Annotated in this window: 14 protein-coding genes; 8 read left to right on the top strand and 6 right to left on the bottom strand. The window is 68.3% G+C overall.

The window, feature by feature from the left end; all coding sequences use genetic code 11:
* The first annotated feature begins 26 nt into the window (after positions 1 to 26).
* Entirely contained in the window at positions 27 to 1076 is a 1050-nt protein-coding gene (locus LQZ87_RS12860) for a LacI family DNA-binding transcriptional regulator (protein ID WP_230103834.1), read from the top strand.
* A gap of 66 nt (positions 1077 to 1142) precedes the next feature.
* Here the strand turns inward: LQZ87_RS12860 and LQZ87_RS12855 are convergent, their stop codons facing one another.
* On the bottom strand, positions 1143 to 2000 hold the full coding sequence (locus LQZ87_RS12855; protein WP_230103833.1) for a sugar phosphate isomerase/epimerase: 858 nt from the start codon (positions 1998 to 2000) through the stop codon (positions 1143 to 1145).
* A gap of 253 nt (positions 2001 to 2253) precedes the next feature.
* Here LQZ87_RS12855 and uidB point away from each other — a divergent pair, with 253 nt between their 5' ends.
* From uidB to LQZ87_RS12840, 3 genes are read left to right on the top strand one after another with little or no spacing between them, the layout of a single operon-like run.
* Positions 2254 to 3714, top strand: coding sequence for a glucuronide transporter (uidB, locus tag LQZ87_RS12850; RefSeq protein WP_230103832.1), 1461 nt, complete (start codon positions 2254 to 2256; stop codon positions 3712 to 3714).
* A gap of 41 nt (positions 3715 to 3755) precedes the next feature.
* Positions 3756 to 4994 carry a D-mannonate dehydratase ManD gene (manD, locus tag LQZ87_RS12845; protein ID WP_230103831.1) on the top strand — a complete coding sequence of 413 codons (1239 nt, stop codon included), beginning with the start codon at positions 3756 to 3758 and terminating at the stop codon, positions 4992 to 4994.
* Positions 4984 to 5511, top strand: a complete 528-nt coding sequence (locus tag LQZ87_RS12840) for a gluconokinase (protein WP_230103830.1) — start codon at positions 4984 to 4986, stop codon at positions 5509 to 5511. Before manD ends, LQZ87_RS12840 begins: the two co-directional genes overlap by 11 nt.
* An 81-nt stretch (positions 5512 to 5592) precedes the next feature.
* On the opposite strand, the gene LQZ87_RS12835 is transcribed toward LQZ87_RS12840, so the two are convergent.
* From LQZ87_RS12835 to galT, 5 genes are all read right to left on the bottom strand, one after another.
* Positions 5593 to 7059 carry a carboxylesterase family protein gene (locus LQZ87_RS12835; protein WP_230103829.1) on the bottom strand — a complete coding sequence of 489 codons (1467 nt, stop codon included), beginning with the start codon at positions 7057 to 7059 and terminating at the stop codon, positions 5593 to 5595.
* Positions 7056 to 7577, bottom strand: a complete 522-nt coding sequence (locus LQZ87_RS12830) for a GNAT family N-acetyltransferase (RefSeq protein WP_230103828.1) — start codon at positions 7575 to 7577, stop codon at positions 7056 to 7058. The genes LQZ87_RS12835 and LQZ87_RS12830 overlap by 4 nt, the downstream gene beginning before the upstream one ends.
* Positions 7578 to 7580: 3 nt before the next feature.
* Positions 7581 to 8558: a UDP-glucose 4-epimerase GalE gene (gene galE / locus LQZ87_RS12825; protein WP_230103827.1), complete on the bottom strand. Its 978-nt coding sequence runs from the start codon at positions 8556 to 8558 to the stop codon at positions 7581 to 7583.
* Positions 8559 to 8724: 166 nt separating this feature from the next.
* Positions 8725 to 9924, bottom strand: coding sequence for a galactokinase (galK, locus tag LQZ87_RS12820; protein WP_230103826.1), 1200 nt, complete (start codon positions 9922 to 9924; stop codon positions 8725 to 8727).
* Positions 9921 to 11165, bottom strand: a complete 1245-nt coding sequence (gene galT / locus LQZ87_RS12815; RefSeq protein ID WP_230103825.1) for a galactose-1-phosphate uridylyltransferase — start codon at positions 11163 to 11165, stop codon at positions 9921 to 9923. The genes galK and galT overlap by 4 nt, the downstream gene beginning before the upstream one ends.
* Positions 11166 to 11318: 153 nt before the next feature.
* On the opposite strand from galT, the gene LQZ87_RS12810 reads away from it, so the two are divergent.
* The 4 genes from LQZ87_RS12810 to LQZ87_RS12795 all read left to right on the top strand — a co-directional run bounded on the left by LQZ87_RS12810 (position 11319) and on the right by LQZ87_RS12795 (position 15665).
* Positions 11319 to 12314: a LacI family DNA-binding transcriptional regulator gene (locus tag LQZ87_RS12810; protein WP_230103852.1), complete on the top strand. Its 996-nt coding sequence runs from the start codon at positions 11319 to 11321 to the stop codon at positions 12312 to 12314.
* 139 nt (positions 12315 to 12453) lie between these two features.
* Positions 12454 to 13617: a Gfo/Idh/MocA family oxidoreductase gene (locus LQZ87_RS12805; protein WP_230103824.1), complete on the top strand. Its 1164-nt coding sequence runs from the start codon at positions 12454 to 12456 to the stop codon at positions 13615 to 13617.
* A gap of 3 nt (positions 13618 to 13620) precedes the next feature.
* Positions 13621 to 14805: a dihydrodipicolinate synthase family protein gene (locus tag LQZ87_RS12800; RefSeq protein WP_230103823.1), complete on the top strand. Its 1185-nt coding sequence runs from the start codon at positions 13621 to 13623 to the stop codon at positions 14803 to 14805.
* A complete protein-coding gene (locus LQZ87_RS12795) occupies positions 14802 to 15665 on the top strand; it encodes a sugar phosphate isomerase/epimerase family protein (RefSeq protein WP_230103822.1) in 864 nt (287 codons plus the stop codon). The genes LQZ87_RS12800 and LQZ87_RS12795 overlap by 4 nt, the downstream gene beginning before the upstream one ends.
* Positions 15666 to 15678 lie beyond the last annotated feature (13 nt).

The raw sequence follows: 15678 nt of genomic DNA, 5'->3' as shown, positions 1-15678 counted from the left end.
TTCCCTGTACAGGAAGGAGCACCAGCGTGGCAGCTGACAATGCAGACACCGCGCCGGTGCGCAGGAAGCGCGCAGGGTCCGCGCCGACGATCTATGACGTCGCGAAACTCGCGGGAGTGAACCCCTCGACGGTCTCGCGCGCGCTGAGCCAACCGGGGCGCATCAACGTCAAGACCGAGGCGAAGATCCACGCGGCCGCGAAAGAGCTCAAGTACCGACTCAATCCGATGGCGCGCGCTCTGCCGACGGGGCGCACGAACACACTCGGACTGCTGATCGCGGACATCACCAACCCGGTGATCTTCGGAATCGTCCGAGGCGCGGAGAAGGCCGCCACGGCGAACGGCTACACGCTGGTCATCACGGAATCGCAGGAGTCGGGCGAGGTCGAGGCGAAATCGGCCGAACGCATCCAGCCCGCCGTCGATGCTCTGATCCTGGGGACCTCGCGTCTGGCCGATTCGCAGATCGTGGCGCTCGCGGAGGCGAAGCCGCTCGTGGCGCTGAACCGGCTGATCGAGGGCGTGGCGTGCGTCATGCCGAATCTCGAGCCGGGCGTCGACCAGGCCTTGGCGCACCTCAAACTGCTCGGGCACGAGTCCGTTCTGTTCCTCGCCGGACCAGCGGGGTCCTGGATCAGCACGCGAAGGTGGGAAGCACTCCAGAAGGGCGCGGCGGAGCGCGGCATGACGATCACGTCGATCGGCCCCAACCAGCCGACGCTCGACGGGGGGCAGGCCACGCTGTCGCGTGTCATCGCCTCGCAGGCGACGGCGGTCGTCGCCTTCAACGACATCATGGCGATCGGCCTGCTGCGTGCGGCCGGTGCACAGGACATCGCGGTGCCCGGCCGGTTCAGCATCATCGGGTTCGATGACAGCTTCGGCTCCGACTTCACGACGCCTCCGCTCACGACCGTCCGCTCGCCTCTCGCGGAGGCCGGCGAGATCGCGGTCACCCGGGCGCTGGAACTGATCGGAGCCGCCCCGGGGTCGGCCGGTGCACCGATCCCGGAGCAGGAGCTCGAGACCGAGCTGATCATCCGCGGCTCGACAGGTCCGGCGCGAGAAGCCTAGAAGTTGGTATACGAAGAAGGGGTGGTGCCGAACGGCACCACCCCTTCTTCGTATCGGCGAGCGTTCTCAGAACAGGTCGCTGCGCCCCAGCGCCACCAGGTTGTCGTAGGAGGTCTGCAGGCAGTCGAACACGTCGCGACCGTACAGGTCGTCCTGCTCGACGAGCAGGTACTCGGCGTCGCTGGCGACGGCCTCGTCGATGATCTCGCCGAACTCGAGGTTCCCCTCGCCGACCTCGGCGAACTGCACGACGCCGGTGAACGCGCTCATGAAGGCCGCGAAGTCGCCCTTCTCCAGCGACGTGAACGCGTCGTCGGGCATCTGACCGATGCGGTAGTCCTTGAGATGGATCATCGCGACCCGATCACGGTACTTGCGGATCGTCGCCACAGGGTCCTTGCCACCGCGCTGGATCCAGTGCACGTCGAGCTCGAGGCCGACCTGCGGCGCGCGCTCGGCGATGATGTCGAGCAGCAGCTTGCCGTCGTACTTCGCGAACTCGATGTGATGGTTGTGGTAGTACAGGCGGATGCCGTCGTCGGCGAGTCGCTTGGCGTACTCGTTGGTCTCATCGGCGAACGCGAGCACCTTCTCGAGCGATGCCATGGAGTCGAACGGCAGCATCCCGATGCGCACCATGGTGGTGTCCAGACGCTTGCAGTCGGCGACGATCTTGTCGTAGTCCTCCGTCAGTGTGTCCATCGGCATGCCGATGGAGCGGAGGCCGGTCGAGAGCGAGGCGATGTCCATGCCGAGCTCGTCGCGCGACCGTTCGAGTTCGGTGACATTGGCCTCGGTCATCGGGATCTGCGAGATCTCGACGGCGTGGTACCCGATGTCGGTGATCTTCTTGAGCGTCTCGAACGCGCCGACCTCGGTGAAGCTGTCCTTGAGCATCATGGCTTGGACGCCGATCTTCGTCACCTTGTTCTCCTTCGTTGGAACCGGCCTTCATCGGCCGCGTGGGTGTTGGTGTGATCTGACCTCAGTCTGACACGCCGTACAGCTGTTGGCAATCGGTTGCTTTCTGTTGGCGTCGACGATACCGAACTGCTCACCATCAGGTCATTCACAGGATGGCAATCGCTTGCCAAAATGTTGCCGACGTGATTTACTGTGTTCATCGGCCAGTGAGATGCGCAAGGGTGCAGCCCGCGAAGAAGCGAAGGAAGGTCTCATGCCTCATTCACACACGACGGTGGTCCAGGTGAAGGACTCCGATCGGCTCAGCAAGCTGAGCGTCATCGGGTACGGCGCAGGCGACGCGGCGAACAACCTCGCGTTCACGACGGCGACGATGTTCCTCCTGGTGTACTACACCGACGTGGCAGGCATCTCGGCCGCCGCGGCCGGAACGCTGCTGCTCGTGGTGCGCGTGTTCGACGCCTTCGCGGACATCTTCGCCGGCCGCATCGTCGACAAGACCTACACGAAGCGGTTCGGAAAGTTCCGGCCCTTCATCATGTTCGGGTCGGTGCCGCTCCTCCTCCTCTCGGTCGCCACGTTCTCCGTGCCGCAGATCGGCGAGAGCGGAATGCTGCTCTACGCGTACCTCACCTATGCGGCGCTCGGCCTCGCGTACAGCCTCGTCAACATCCCGTACGGCTCGCTCGCCGGCGCGATGACGCAGGATGCCGGTGAGCGGGCGAAGCTCGCCAGCGCGCGGTCGATCGGCGCCATGGTCGTCGGCGCCGGCCTCGGCATCTTCGTCGCTCCGCTGATCGTTCCCGGAGCCGACCTCCAGGCGCTGTTCACCTTCATGACGCTCGGCTTCGTGGTCGTCGGAACAGCGCTGTACCTGTTCACGGCTTTCACCGCCAAGGAACGGGTCATCCGCGATGTTCAGCACGTCACCATGAAGCAGAGCTTCGCGACGCTGAAGAGCAACCGCCCGCTGCTGATGCTGTGCGTGAGCTCGTTCATCTTCCTCACCGGCATGCTGGCTCTGAGCACCGTGCAGCTGTACTACCTGCGCGACGTGCTGCACGCGCTGCCGCTGTACGCCGTCGTCTCGGGCGCGCAGATCCTCATGGCGTTCGCGCTCGCCGCCTTCATGCCCAAGATCGTCCGGACCTGGGGCAAGCGATCGGGCTACATCGCCGGCGGCATCATCATGGCCATCGGCGGAGCGATCATGTTCTTCAGCCCGTCCGACGTGGTGTGGCTCGGGTTCACCGGTCTTCTGTTCGCGCAGCTCGGCATCGTGCTCGTCAACATGCTCGTGTGGACGCTCGAGGCCGACACCGTCGAGTACGGCGAGTGGAAGACAGGCGTGCGCTCCGAGGGCATCATCTACGCGCTGTTCTCCTTCACCCGCAAGACCGGCCAGGCGGTCGGCGGCGCGCTCGCCGCGTTCGCGTTGTCCTGGGGAGGGTACGTCGCCGGTGCGGCAGAGCAGACGGCGCAGGCAGAGCTCGGCATCCGAGCCGGAGCCGGCCTCATCCCTCTCGTCTGCTCAGTCGTGGCGATGGCGGTCATGTTCTGGTACCCGCTCACCGACGAGCGCCACCGCGCGATCGTCGCCGAGATCGCCGCGCGCCGTAAGATCAACCACATCGACGACCCGATGAGCCCCGATCTGTCGACGGCATCCTTCCAGTCGCACCGCCCTGCCGGCGGCAACGTGCGGATCGACTGACCGCAACCCATCCCGTACGAATACTCCGCATAAGGAACATCATGATCATCGACAAGGCCGAAGTCATCGTCACCAGCCCCGATCGCAACTTCGTCACCCTGAAGCTGACGACGAACGAGGGCCTCACCGGCCTCGGAGACGCCACGTTGAACGGACGCGAACTGTCGGTCGTGGCGTACCTGCAGGAGCACGTCGTGCCGCTGCTGGTCGGCTCGGATGCCTCGCGCATCGAGGACACCTGGCAGTTCCTGTACCGCTCGGCGTACTGGCGCCGTGGACCAGTCACGATGGCTGCGATCGCCGCCGTCGACATGGCGCTGTGGGATATCAAGGCCAAGGCGGCTGGAATGCCGCTGTACCAGTTGCTCGGCGGCGCATCGCGCTCCGGTCTGCTCGCGTACGGCCACGCGTCGGGCAAAGAGCTTCCCGAGCTGTTCGACTCGATCCGCTCGCACCAGGAGCAGGGCTACCGCGCGATCCGCGTGCAGACCGGCGTGCCGGGACTTAAGGCCATCTACGGCATCGCGTCGCAGGCGGCCGACACCGGCGGCGGCGAGGCCCGCTACGACCACGAGCCCGCCCGTCGTGGAGCGAAGCCAGTCCAGGAGGACTGGGACACCCGCGCGTACCTCCGTCATCTGCCCGGCGTCTTCGAGGCTGTCCGCAACGAGTTCGGCCCCGAGATGCCGCTACTGCACGACGGCCACCACCGGATGACGCCGCTGCAGGCCGCGAAGCTCGGCAAGTCGCTCGAGCCCTACGACCTCTTCTGGCTCGAGGACTGCACCCCGGCCGAGAACCAGGAGGCGCTGAAGCTCGTCCGTCAGCACACCACCCAGCCGCTCGCGATCGGCGAGATCTTCAACACGATCTGGGACTTCAAGGACCTCATCCGCGACCAGCTCATCGACTACATGCGCGGCGCCGTCACCCACATGGGCGGCATCACTCCGCTGAAGAAGACCATGGATTACGCGGCGATCTACCAGGTCAAGTCAGGCTTCCACGGCCCGACCGATATCTCGCCGGTCGGCATGGCCGCCCAGATGCACCTGGGCCTCGCGATCCACAACTTCGGCATCCAGGAGTACATGCAGCACGGCGCGAGGACCGACCAGGTGTTCGAGCAGTCGTTCACGTGGAAGGACGGCCTGCTGCACCCGGGCGACAACCCCGGTATCGGCGTCGAGCTCAACATGGACGAGGCGGGCAAGTACCCGTACGAGCAGGCATACCTGCCGTACAACCGTCTCGCTGACGGAACTGTGCATGATTGGTGAGAGGCCACGACTGGTGGGCGAGAGCGCCCCGCTGATCTGCGTCATGGGGGTGTCGGCGGCGGGCAAGTCCACCGTCGGCATCGCCCTCGCCGAGACGCTGGGCGTGCCGTTCGCGGATGCCGACAGCCTGCATTCCGACGCCAACCGGGCGAAGATGAACGCCGGGACGCCGCTGACCGACGATGATCGTTGGCCGTGGCTCGACGCGGTCGGTGGTGCATTCGTCGCCGCGGCGGACACCGGGCTCGTCATGGCCTGCAGCGCGCTGCGGCGCGTGTATCGTGACCGCATCCGCTCGGTGTCACCCGACGCGGTGTTCGTCCACCTGACCGGATCGCGTGAGCTGCTCACGTCGCGGGCGTCGGCCCGGACCGATCACTTCATGCCGGCGTCGCTGCTCGACTCGCAGCTCGACACTCTCGAGGACCTGGGTGCCGACGAGGCCGGGTTCGACGTGACGGTCGACCGCGCGCCGGACGAGCTCGTCACGGAGATCGTGGAGCGGCTCGCGCGCTGACGGCTCGATAGAAGAAGGATCTCCCGGCTTCCGGATGCATCGGAGCCGCGAAACCCTTCTCGCATCGGTCTTGCCGCTCCCTCACACGAGCGGCAGCACGCTCGCGTAGGCATCCCGATGCGTCCCGGATGCCGGGGCGTCGAACACTCGCGCCGTCCCGGGTTCCTTCGACCATGCAGGCCAACCCGGATCTCCACCGACGATGAACGCCACGGCGGCCCCGTGCATGTCGTCCGCCAGGGCCTGCGGCGGAGCGACGCCTGCGAGATTCGCGACCTTCTCACGGTCGAGTCCGTCGAACCAGAACGGCACGTCGAGGCAGTGGCAGGCCCAGCCCTTGACGGGGGACACCCACGAGAACCGGTAGGCCCAGGTCTCGGCATCCGCCCCGCTTCGCGCTTCGGCGACGCGAGGGACCAGCACGCGGAAGACGTGATCGCTGATGAAGCGCCCGACCATCGCGGCGCCACCCTTCTTGCGCTGTGGACGATTGGCTCTGAGATACGCACGGCGGGTCGAGCGGCCGTGCAGGAACGGCAGCAGCAGGATGCCGGACGGCATCCTGCGAAACCGGCCGCCCTCGCGCTCGGCGACCATCGTGAACTCGTCGTCGGTCGAGCCGAGCAGGAGCGGCTTGTCCGATCCGGTGCCGGTTGTGAGTGAGTCCACGGTCGGATGCCTGAGCAGCTCGCCGTCCACCATCGGCCCCCAGGGCAGCCCGTCGTTCAGCAGATCCAGGACCATGCCGATGCCCGCACGGGGAGTCGCGGCCTTCGGCTGCAGCTGGCGGATGCGGCGCTCTGTGAGGGCGCGGAACCCCGCGACATCCGGGGTGACCTCCCCGAGCGCGGCGATGCGGTCGGCGCGCGCCTTCGCGGTGACCAGCGGGACGTCGGCGAGAGCGCCGGAGAACGACATCGCCCGATGAAACAGGTGCTGCGCCTGCGGCATCCCGAGCAGCGTGAGTACAGCGCCTCCGCCGGCGGACTGTCCGCCGATCGTGACGCGTGACGGGTCGCCGCCGAAGGCCGCGATGTTCTGCTGCACCCACTCGAGGGCGGCGATCCAGTCGAGCACTCCGCGGTTGGCCGGGGCGCCCTCGATGCACCCGAAGCCGTCGAATCCGAGCCGGTACGAGATCGAGACGGTCACGACGCCGTCGCGGTTGAACCGGGCGCCGTCGTACCAGGGGCTCGCCGGCGACCCCTCCGTGTACCCGCCGCCGTGGATCCAGACCAGCACGGGCAGGGAACCGCCCGTGGCGGGCGTGAAGACGTTGACGTTCAGCGTGCTCTTGCCGGGGACGGCCGGCTCGGGGATGAGGTTCTCCTCCCCCGTGATGCGCAACGGTGTGGCGCCGTAAGTCGTGGCGTCCAGCGGTTCTGTCCACGGGTCGGGAGGGGCGGGAGCCGCGAACCGGAGCTTTCCGACCGGCGGCTTCGCGAACGGGATGCCGAGGAACGCGGCCGAAGCGTCGGGCGTGCCGTGCCCGCGCCAGAAGCCGCGCACCGGGCCGGATGCCGTGTCGACGATGGGGGAGTCGATCATCCGACGGCATCCTTCAGCGTCTTCACGTGCCGGCGCTCGTGGAGCACGAGACCGGGGCGATTCTCGACCTTGGCGGCGCCGTCCGCGGCCCAGCCGTGGCGTTCGTAGAATGCGCCCGCGCGCTCGTTTCCCTCGAGCACCCACAGATAGGCGACGGCGTGCCCGGCATCGGCGAGCTCGCGCTCGACGGCGGTGATCAGAGCGTGCCCGACACCGGACGACCATGAGTCGGGGAGCGCGTAGATGCCCCAGAGCTCTCCGGTGCCGGGGGCGTCTTCATCGCGCGCGTCTCCGAAGCCGGCCCAGCCGACGACGCGCCCGTCGTGCTCTGCGACCAGGGTCCGTGAGATCCGCTCCGGATCGGCGAGGATGCTCCGCCAGCCGTCTGCTCGCTCCTCGACGGACAGCCCGTCTAGGACCTCCTGCGGCATGAGGCCGCGGTACGCAGCCTGCCACGATCGCACGTGGACCGCTGCGATGCCGTCGGCATCGGTGAGAGCAGCGGCGCGGACGTGCATCGCTCAGCCGGCGCTGCGGCGGGCTTCCCAGCCCGTCTGCACCATCTCGTCGACGGTGTAGCGCATCTTCCAATCGAGATCGCGGGCGGCGAGCTCGCCAGTGGCGACGATCCGGTCGGGGTCGCCCGGCCGGCGGGGGCCGATCTCGGGGACGAAGTCGATGCCGGTGACGCGGACCATGGCATCCATGATCTGCTTCACGGACAGGCCGTCGCCCGACCCGAGGTTGTAGGCGGGCTCGATGCTCTGTCCGCCGGACAGGCGCTGGGCCGCCGCGACGTGGGCTGCGGCGATGTCGCCGACGTGCACGTAGTCGCGGACGTTCGTGCCGTCAGGAGTGTCGTAGTCGTCGCCGAAGATCGCCGGCGTCTCACCGGCGAGCAGCTTCTCGAACACGATCGGGAAGAGGTTGTGCGGGCTGACGTCGTAGACGTTCGGGTCAGCCGAGCCGACGACGTTGAAGTAGCGCAGCGACGTGTGACGCAGCGGACGATCGGATTCGGCCGTCGCGATCGCCTGGTCGCGCAGCATCCACTCGCCGATGAGCTTCGACTCGCCGTACGGGCTGGCCGGCTTCTTGGCGGTGCCCTCGACGACCAGCGGCACATCGGGCGTTCCGAACACGGCGGCGGATGACGAGAACACGATGTTGCGGACGCCGGCGGCCTGCATGGCCTCCAGGATCACGCGCGTGCCCTCTACGTTCTGGGCGTAGGTGTGCAGCGGGCGCTGGACGGAGACGCCGGCGTACTTGAAGCCGGCGACATGGATGACGCCCTCGGCGTCGTACTCGCGCAGCGTGTTCTCGACGAGCTCGCGGTCGAGGATGCTGCCCTCGACGAGGGCCACGTCACCGGGGACGAACGACGGGACGCCGCTGGACAGGTCGTCCAGGACGACAGGAGTGAGTCCGGCCTGGGCGAGTGCGCGTACGACGTGCGCACCGATGTAGCCGGCGCCGCCGGTGACGATCCAAGACATGTGGCTCCTCTTTCTCGGTCCGTTCCATCCTCGCACGCGTCCGCCCGGCGTCCGGGTCGCAGAAACGGTCGTTCTCGCCTGCTCAGAGCAACAGATTTCGCGACCTGAACGTGACCGCGGGGCGCGATGCGTGCGGCGCGGCACGTGCGAGCGTGCGCGAGCGGTGTCAGGCGTCGCGCGCGGCTCCGGCGGATGGCGTGACCGGGAAGATGTGAGGGGCGGTGAACCCGGATGCCGTGAAGGCGGCGGTCACGGCATCCGTCACGGTCGGCGCCGCGTGCTGTTCGACGAGCGCGATCGCTGCTCCCCCGAAACCGCCCCCGGTCATCCGGGCCCCGAGCGCCCCGACATCCAGCGCAGCCTGCACGGCGGTGTCGAGTTCGGCCACCGAGATCTCGAAGTCGTCGCGCATCGAGACGTGCGAAGCGACGAGGAGATCGCCGATCGCGCGCGCGCCGCTCTCTCGCAGCGTCTGTACGGTGTCGAGGACGCGTTGATTCTCGGTCACGATGTGACGCACGCGGCGGAACGTGACGTCGTCCATGAGTCCCTGCGCGCGGGGGAGGTCGTCGACCGATACATCGCGCAGCGCCGGGACGCCCATGATCCGCGCTCCGAGTTCGCACGATGCGCGGCGCTCGCGGTAGCCGCCGGTGGAGTGCGCGTGCGAGACGCGGGTGTCGATCACGAGGATCGCGAGACCGGCTTCGGCCATGCTGAGTCCGACGGTCTGCGCCTCGAGGGATCGGCAGTCGAGGAACAGCGCCGCATCCGCTTCGCCGAGCATGGATGCCATCTGATCCATGATCCCGGTGGGGGCGCCGACTGCCTCGTTCTCGGCTCGGCGGCCGATGCCGGCCAGGGCAGTGCGGTCGAGGCCCGCCGTCCAGAGCTCGTTCAGGGCGGATGCCGTCGCCCCCTCGATCGCGGCGGAGGATGACAGGCCGGCTCCGACGGGTACGTCCGAGGCGATCGCGATGTCGACCCCGTGCTGCGCACCGTGCTCGACACCGTGCGCCGTCGCGCCGGCGAGCTGCAGAGCCCACGCGACGCCGAGCGGATACGCGGCCCATTCGGCGACGGCCGGCTGGGCCTCCGCGGTCGTCGGGAACAGTGATGGCAGCTCATCGAGAGAGACCTCGACGGGAGCGTCCGCGAACGTCGAAGCGACCCGGATGCGATCATCCGAGCGAATGCCGACCGCGGCACAGGTGCGGTGCGGGATCGCGAACGGCAGAACGAAGCCGTCGTTGTAGTCGGTGTGCTCGCCGATCAGGTTGACGCGTCCCGGCGCGGACCAGATGCCGTCGGGGGCGTGGCCGGTGAGGTCGTGGAACAGCCGGGCTGCGGCATCCTGCGTCGTCATGCGGAGGCGCTCTCGGCGCGGGCGATGGCGTCGCGCAGTCGCTCGGCTCCCTGCTCGGGGGTGACCTCGGCGGCCCAGGCCCACATCGCGGCCTCGGAACCCGCGAGGAACTTCAGCTTGTCGGCCGCGCGCCGCGGACTGGTCAACTGCAGGTGCAGGCGGACGCTGTCGCGCCCGACGTGCACAGGGGCCTGGTGCCACGCCGCGATGTACGGGGTGGGCGTGTCATACAGAGCGTCGACGCCGCGCAGCAGCTTCAGGTACAGCGGGGCGAGTTCGTCGCGTTCGGCGGCTGTGGTCTCGGCGAGATCCGGCACGTGACGGTTCGGCATGAGGTGGACCTCGAGCGGCCAGCGAGCGGCGAAGGGCACGAACGCCGTCCAGTGCTCGCCGCGGAGGACGACACGGGCATCGTTCTGCTCGTGCTCGAGGATGCGCTGGAACAGGTCGGCCCCCGTGCTCTCGATGCTCTGCAGCAGCCGCGTGGTTCGCGGCGTGACATACGGATACGCGTAGATCTGGCCATGCGGATGCGGCAGCGTCACGCCGATGGCCTCACCGCGGTTCTCGAACGGGAAGATCTGCTCGATCCCCGGCAGCTGCGAGAGCGCCGCGGTGCGGTCGGCCCAGGCTTCGATGACCGTGCGAGCGCGGGTGACGGTCTGGGTGCCGAAGGACCCTGCGTGATCGGGGCTGAAGCAGACGACCTCGCATCGGCCGACGGCGGTGCGTGTGCGGCCGAGATCGAGCGCGGCGAGGTCGTCGAGTCCGCGCGGTGCGTCCGCTGCGGCGGACTCGTCGCCCGTGGCCTCAGCAAGAGCGGGGCCGAACGCGGGGGAGCGGTTCTCGAACACGGCGACGTCGTAGTTCGACGGGACCTCGGAAGGGTTGGTCGGCGACTGCGGTGCGAGCGGATCGGCGTCGGCGCCTGGCATCATGACGCGGTTCTGCCGGTTCGCGGCGACCGTGATCCAGTCGCCGGTGAGCACGTCGAGGCGCATGTTCGCTGTGCCAGGTCGCGGATCCAGCGTGCGAGCGTCGACCGAGCGGTCCGGGCCGAGGGTCGTGCCCGGGTCGTCGTAGTAGATGAGCTCGCGCCCGTCCGCGAGGCGCGTGGCGCGCTTGATGACGCCGGCGCCGAGCTTCGTCGCGCCGAGCTTGGTCGCGTCGGGCTTGGTCGCGTCGGGCTTGGTCGCGTCGGGTCGAGTGGTGCGCAACTCCGGAGAATCTTCCATGTTCACGTAAACACGGTAGCTGTCCCGGAGTGATAACGTCAACATTCCGGAGTTGTGCGCGACAAGAAGTGATGAACGGGGGCGCCGGTGACCGACGATCTGTCAGGCCTCGTGCCGCCGCGACCGCCGCGCCGCAGCACTCCGTCCGGCCGCGTGTCGATGGCGATGGTCGCCGGCCGCGCCGGGGTCTCCGGGCAGACCGTCTCCCGCGTCGTCAATGACAGCCCTCGTGTGGACCCGGCGACGCGAGCGCGGGTCGAGCAGGCCATGGCCGAGCTCGGATACCGCCCGCATCGCGCAGCCAGGGCACTGCGCACCGGTCGTTCGCAGATGCTCGGGATCGTCGCGACGACGCTCGCGACGATCGGCAACTCCCGGATGCTGCAGGCCGCAGCCGAAGCGGCCGATCGGCGCGGATACACCCTCATGGTCGTGACCGCGTCCTCGGATGTCGCCGACGCCTTCGCCCGTCTGCAGGATCAGGGTGTCGACGGGGCGATCGTCCTGAATGAGGCGTCCGCGCTCACGCACGCGGCCGATCTTCCCGCCGGGCTGCGGCTGGTGCTCGTGGACGCTGCCGCCGAAGAGGGGTTCCGGGGCGTGCGCAGCGATCATGCGGGTGGCGCAGTCGCCGCGACTGAGCATCTGCTGAGGCTCGGGCACGCCACAGTGCATCACGTGGCCGGCCCGGCCGACTCGTTCGCCGCCGTCGAGCGCGAGCGCGGGTGGCGCGCTGCGCTGACTGCGGCAGGTGCCGAGGTGCCGCGGGTCGCGCGGGGCGACTGGTCTTCGGAATCCGGCCACGCCGCGGCCGCGCTGCTCGAGGGTGCGACCGCGGTCTTCGTCGCGAACGATCAGATGGCGCTCGGTCTCATCCGCGGCTTCGCCGACCGTGGCCGCGCGGTGCCGGACGACGTGAGCGTCGTCGGCTTCGATGACGTGCCGGATGCCGCGAACTACCGCCCGCCGCTCACGACGATCCAGCAGGACTTCACCGTTCTGGCCGAGGCGGCCGTCTCGACACTCATCGCCGACATCGAGGGCGGCGGTGCGGTCGAAGGCGGGGGATCGGTCCACACCACTGCCACGACGGCATCCGACCCGCGCCTCGTCGCCACGCGCCTGATCGAGCGACTCAGCACCAAGCGCGCGTAGGCGCCACCCCTGCGGCTGCAAGGCCGTCAGGGTGGCCGACGTCCTCGTCGCCCTCCGGTTGCCTTCATCCTGATGTCGTGCAATGATACGGGAAAGCGCTTACCCACCAACGACGGTAGACAGACAGAACGGATCACACATGTCACAGGCGACGACCCGCGAGATCGGCATCATCATGAACGGCGTCTCCGGGCGCATGGGCTACCGGCAGCACCTGGTCCGTTCGATCCTCGCCATCCGCGATGAGGGAGGGATCGAACTCTCCGACGGCACCAAGGTCACCGTGAAACCGATCCTCGTCGGTCGCAGCGAGCAGAAGCTCGCAGAACTCGCCGCTCAGCACGACATCGCCGACTACACCACCGACCTCGACGCGGCGCTCGCCGACCCGCAGTGGGAGATCTACGCCGACTTCCTGGTCACCAAGGCCCGGGCTTCCGCCATCCGCAGGGCGATCGCCGCCGGCAAGGCGATCTACACCGAGAAGCCCACGGCGGAGTCGCTCGAGGAGGCGCTCGAGTTGGCCCGCCTCGCGAAGGATGCCGGTGTCAAGACCGGCGTCGTGCACGACAAGCTGTACCTTCCCGGGCTGCAGAAGCTCAAGCGCCTGATCGACTCCGGATTCTTCGGTCGCATCCTCTCCGTCCGCGGCGAGTTCGGATACTGGGTGTTCGAGGGCGACTGGCAACCAGCCCAGCGTCCGAGCTGGAACTACCGCACCGAGGACGGCGGCGGAATCATCAGCGACATGTTCCCGCACTGGAACTACGTGCTCGAGAATCTGTTCGGCGAGGTGAAGAGCGTCTACGCGCAGGCCGCGACGCACATCCCGGAGCGCTGGGACGAGAAGGGCGAGAAGTACACCGCCACGGCCGAGGACGCCGCATACGGCATCTTCGAGCTCGAAGGCGGTATCGTCGCCGAGATCAACTCGTCGTGGACCGTCCGGGTGAACCGCGACGAGCTCGTCGAGTTCCAGGTCGACGGCACGCACGGGTCCGCCGTGGTCGGCCTCTTCGGGGCCAAGATCCAGCCTCGCAATGCCACTCCCAAGCCGGTGTGGAATCCCGACCTCGAGGACAGCCACGACTACGACGACGACTGGCAGGACGTCCCGACCAATGACGTCTTCCTCAACGGCTTCCGCCAGCAGTGGGAGGAGTACCTCGCCTCTTACGTGGAAGGCACCGAGTACGCCTTCGACCTGCTCGCCGGTGCCAAGGGCGTGCAGTTCGCCGAGGCGGGACTCGCCTCGAGCGCCGAGGGCCGCAAGATCGTTCTCGACGCGCTGAGCCTGGACTGATCGATGAGCACGCTTCGTCTCATCTCCGCCGACGGTGAGCTGTCGGATGCTCCGCTGAACGAGACCGGCGCCTACACTCGGCCGACCTCGCCGCTGCGGAGTCGCGTCGCCTATGCGGCGGCGCACGTCGTCCCCCGCGTGCACGCCGACAACACGCCGGGGCAGCCGGCCGACATCGACTGGGATGCCACGCTCGCGTTCCGCCGCAACGCCTACTCATGGGGTCTCGGCGTCGCCGACGCCATGGATACCGCGCAGCGCAACATGGGTCTGGATGCCGCGGCGACCCGTGAGCTCATCTCGCGCAGCGCGCAGGTCGCCCGCGAGGAGGGCGGCTCGGTGGTCGTGGGCGTCAACACCGACCATGTCGACGATGACCGCATCACCCTCGACGAGGTGATCGACGCCTACAAGCAGCAGCTGCACTTCGCCGAGGAGCAGGGCGCCGGCCCCGTGCTGATGGCCTCCCGGCACCTCGCTCGTGTCGCGACGAGCGCGGACGACTACCGCCGCGTCTATCGCGAGGTGCTCGCCAGCGCCACCGTGCCCGTCGTGCTGCACTGGCTCGGTACGGCCTTCGATCCGGAACTCGAGGGCTACTTCGGAGCATCCGACTGGCAGACGGCCTCCGGCGTGCTGCTCGACGTCATCGCCGAGAGCGTCGACAAGGTCGCCGGCGTGAAGATGAGCCTGTTGAACGCCGAGAGCGAGATCTCGGTTCGCGAGCGCCTCCCCGAGAGCGTGCGCATGTTCACGGGCGACGACTTCAATTACGTCTCGCTGATCGGCGATTCCGGCGTGGGGGAGCGGTCGTACTCCGACGCGCTGCTCGGCGCGTTCGCCGCGATCACGCCGGTCGCCTCGGCGGCGATTCAGGCGCTGGATGCCGGTGACCAGGCCGCCTACGAGCGCATTCTCGGCCCGACCGAAGAGCTCAGCCGTCAGGTGTTCGCCGCTCCGACCTTCTACTACAAGACGGGCGTCGCGTTCCTGTCCTGGCTGAACGGCCACCAGCCCGCATTCCAGATGGTCGGGGGATTGCACTCGGCGCGCAGCCTGCCTCATCTGAGCAGGATCGTCGAGCTCGCCAACACGTCACTGGCGCTGGAGAAGCCGGAGCTGGCCCTTCAGCGCTGGCACGGGATGCTGCGACTGAACGGCATCGAAACAGGAAGGCTGGACGCATGACCGCCCCGCACCCGCGCCTCTCGATCAACCAGGCGACCATCAAGCATGCCGATCTCGAGACCGCCCTGAGGGTGACCGCCGAGGCGGGCGTCGAGGCGATCGGGCTCTGGCGCGAGCCTGTGAACGAGGTCGGCCTCGACGTGGCTGCGCGCATGCTCACCGACTCGGGGCTGCGGTTCACCACGCACTGCCGCGGCGGATTCTTCACGATCCCCGACGGGCCCGATCGCCAGAAGGCGCTCGACGACAACAGGCGTGCGATCGAGGAGACCGCCGCGCTCGCCGCCGCAGGGGCCGACGGCTCCACCGCCATTCTCGTGCTCGTCGCCGGCGGTCTGCCAGAGGGATCGCGCGATCTCGCAGGTGCGCGCGAGCGCGTCCGCGATGCGATCGGCGAGCTGGTCCCCGACGCGCTCGCCGCCGGGGTCACGCTGGCGATCGAGCCGCTGCATCCGATGTACGTCTCCGATCGCTGCGTCGTGTCCACGCTCGGTCAGGCGCTCGACATCGCCGGCGACTTCGACGCGAAAGCGGTCGGGGCGACCGTCGACACGTTCCACATCTTCTGGGATCCGGACGTCCTGACCCAGATCGCCCGCGCCGGCCGAGAAGGGCGCCTGGCGACCTATCAGGTGTGCGACTGGAAGACACCGCTCCCCGCGGACGTGCTGCTGGGGCGCCACTATCCGGGCGACGGGGTCATCGACTTCGAATCGCTCACCCGTGCGGTCGTGGATGCCGGATACACCGGCGACATCGAGGTCGAGATCTTCAACGAGCAGATCTGGGCCACCGATCCGCTCGAGGCGGTGCGGCGTACAGCGGCCGGGTTCAGTTCCGCTGTCGCACCGCACCTGTGATGCGCGCGCTGCG

The sequence above is a fragment of the Microbacterium sp. Bi121 genome (genome assembly GCF_918698005.1).
Classification (GTDB): Bacteria; Actinomycetota; Actinomycetes; order Actinomycetales; family Microbacteriaceae; genus Microbacterium.
Note: the sequence above shows the minus strand (reverse complement) of the source record. Positions and strands in the feature narration are given on the sequence as shown.

What these genes read in the sequence shown, in the direction of transcription:
- LQZ87_RS12840 (WP_230103830.1), top strand. Translation starts at nt 4,984, where the DNA reads ATGATTGGTGAGAGGCCACGACTGGTGGGCGAGAGCGCCCCGCTGATC.
- LQZ87_RS12795 (WP_230103822.1), top strand. Translation starts at nt 14,802, where the DNA reads ATGACCGCCCCGCACCCGCGCCTCTCGATCAACCAGGCGACCATCAAG.
- manD (WP_230103831.1), top strand. Translation starts at nt 3,756, where the DNA reads ATGATCATCGACAAGGCCGAAGTCATCGTCACCAGCCCCGATCGCAAC.
- galK (WP_230103826.1), bottom strand. Translation starts at nt 9,924, where the DNA reads ATGACGACGCAGGATGCCGCAGCCCGGCTGTTCCACGACCTCACCGGC.
- uidB (WP_230103832.1), top strand. Translation starts at nt 2,254, where the DNA reads ATGCCTCATTCACACACGACGGTGGTCCAGGTGAAGGACTCCGATCGG.
- LQZ87_RS12805 (WP_230103824.1), top strand. Translation starts at nt 12,454, where the DNA reads ATGTCACAGGCGACGACCCGCGAGATCGGCATCATCATGAACGGCGTC.
- LQZ87_RS12800 (WP_230103823.1), top strand. Translation starts at nt 13,621, where the DNA reads ATGAGCACGCTTCGTCTCATCTCCGCCGACGGTGAGCTGTCGGATGCT.
- galE (WP_230103827.1), bottom strand. Translation starts at nt 8,558, where the DNA reads ATGTCTTGGATCGTCACCGGCGGCGCCGGCTACATCGGTGCGCACGTC.
- LQZ87_RS12835 (WP_230103829.1), bottom strand. Translation starts at nt 7,059, where the DNA reads ATGATCGACTCCCCCATCGTCGACACGGCATCCGGCCCGGTGCGCGGC.
- LQZ87_RS12830 (WP_230103828.1), bottom strand. Translation starts at nt 7,577, where the DNA reads ATGCACGTCCGCGCCGCTGCTCTCACCGATGCCGACGGCATCGCAGCG.
- LQZ87_RS12810 (WP_230103852.1), top strand. Translation starts at nt 11,319, where the DNA reads ATGGCGATGGTCGCCGGCCGCGCCGGGGTCTCCGGGCAGACCGTCTCC.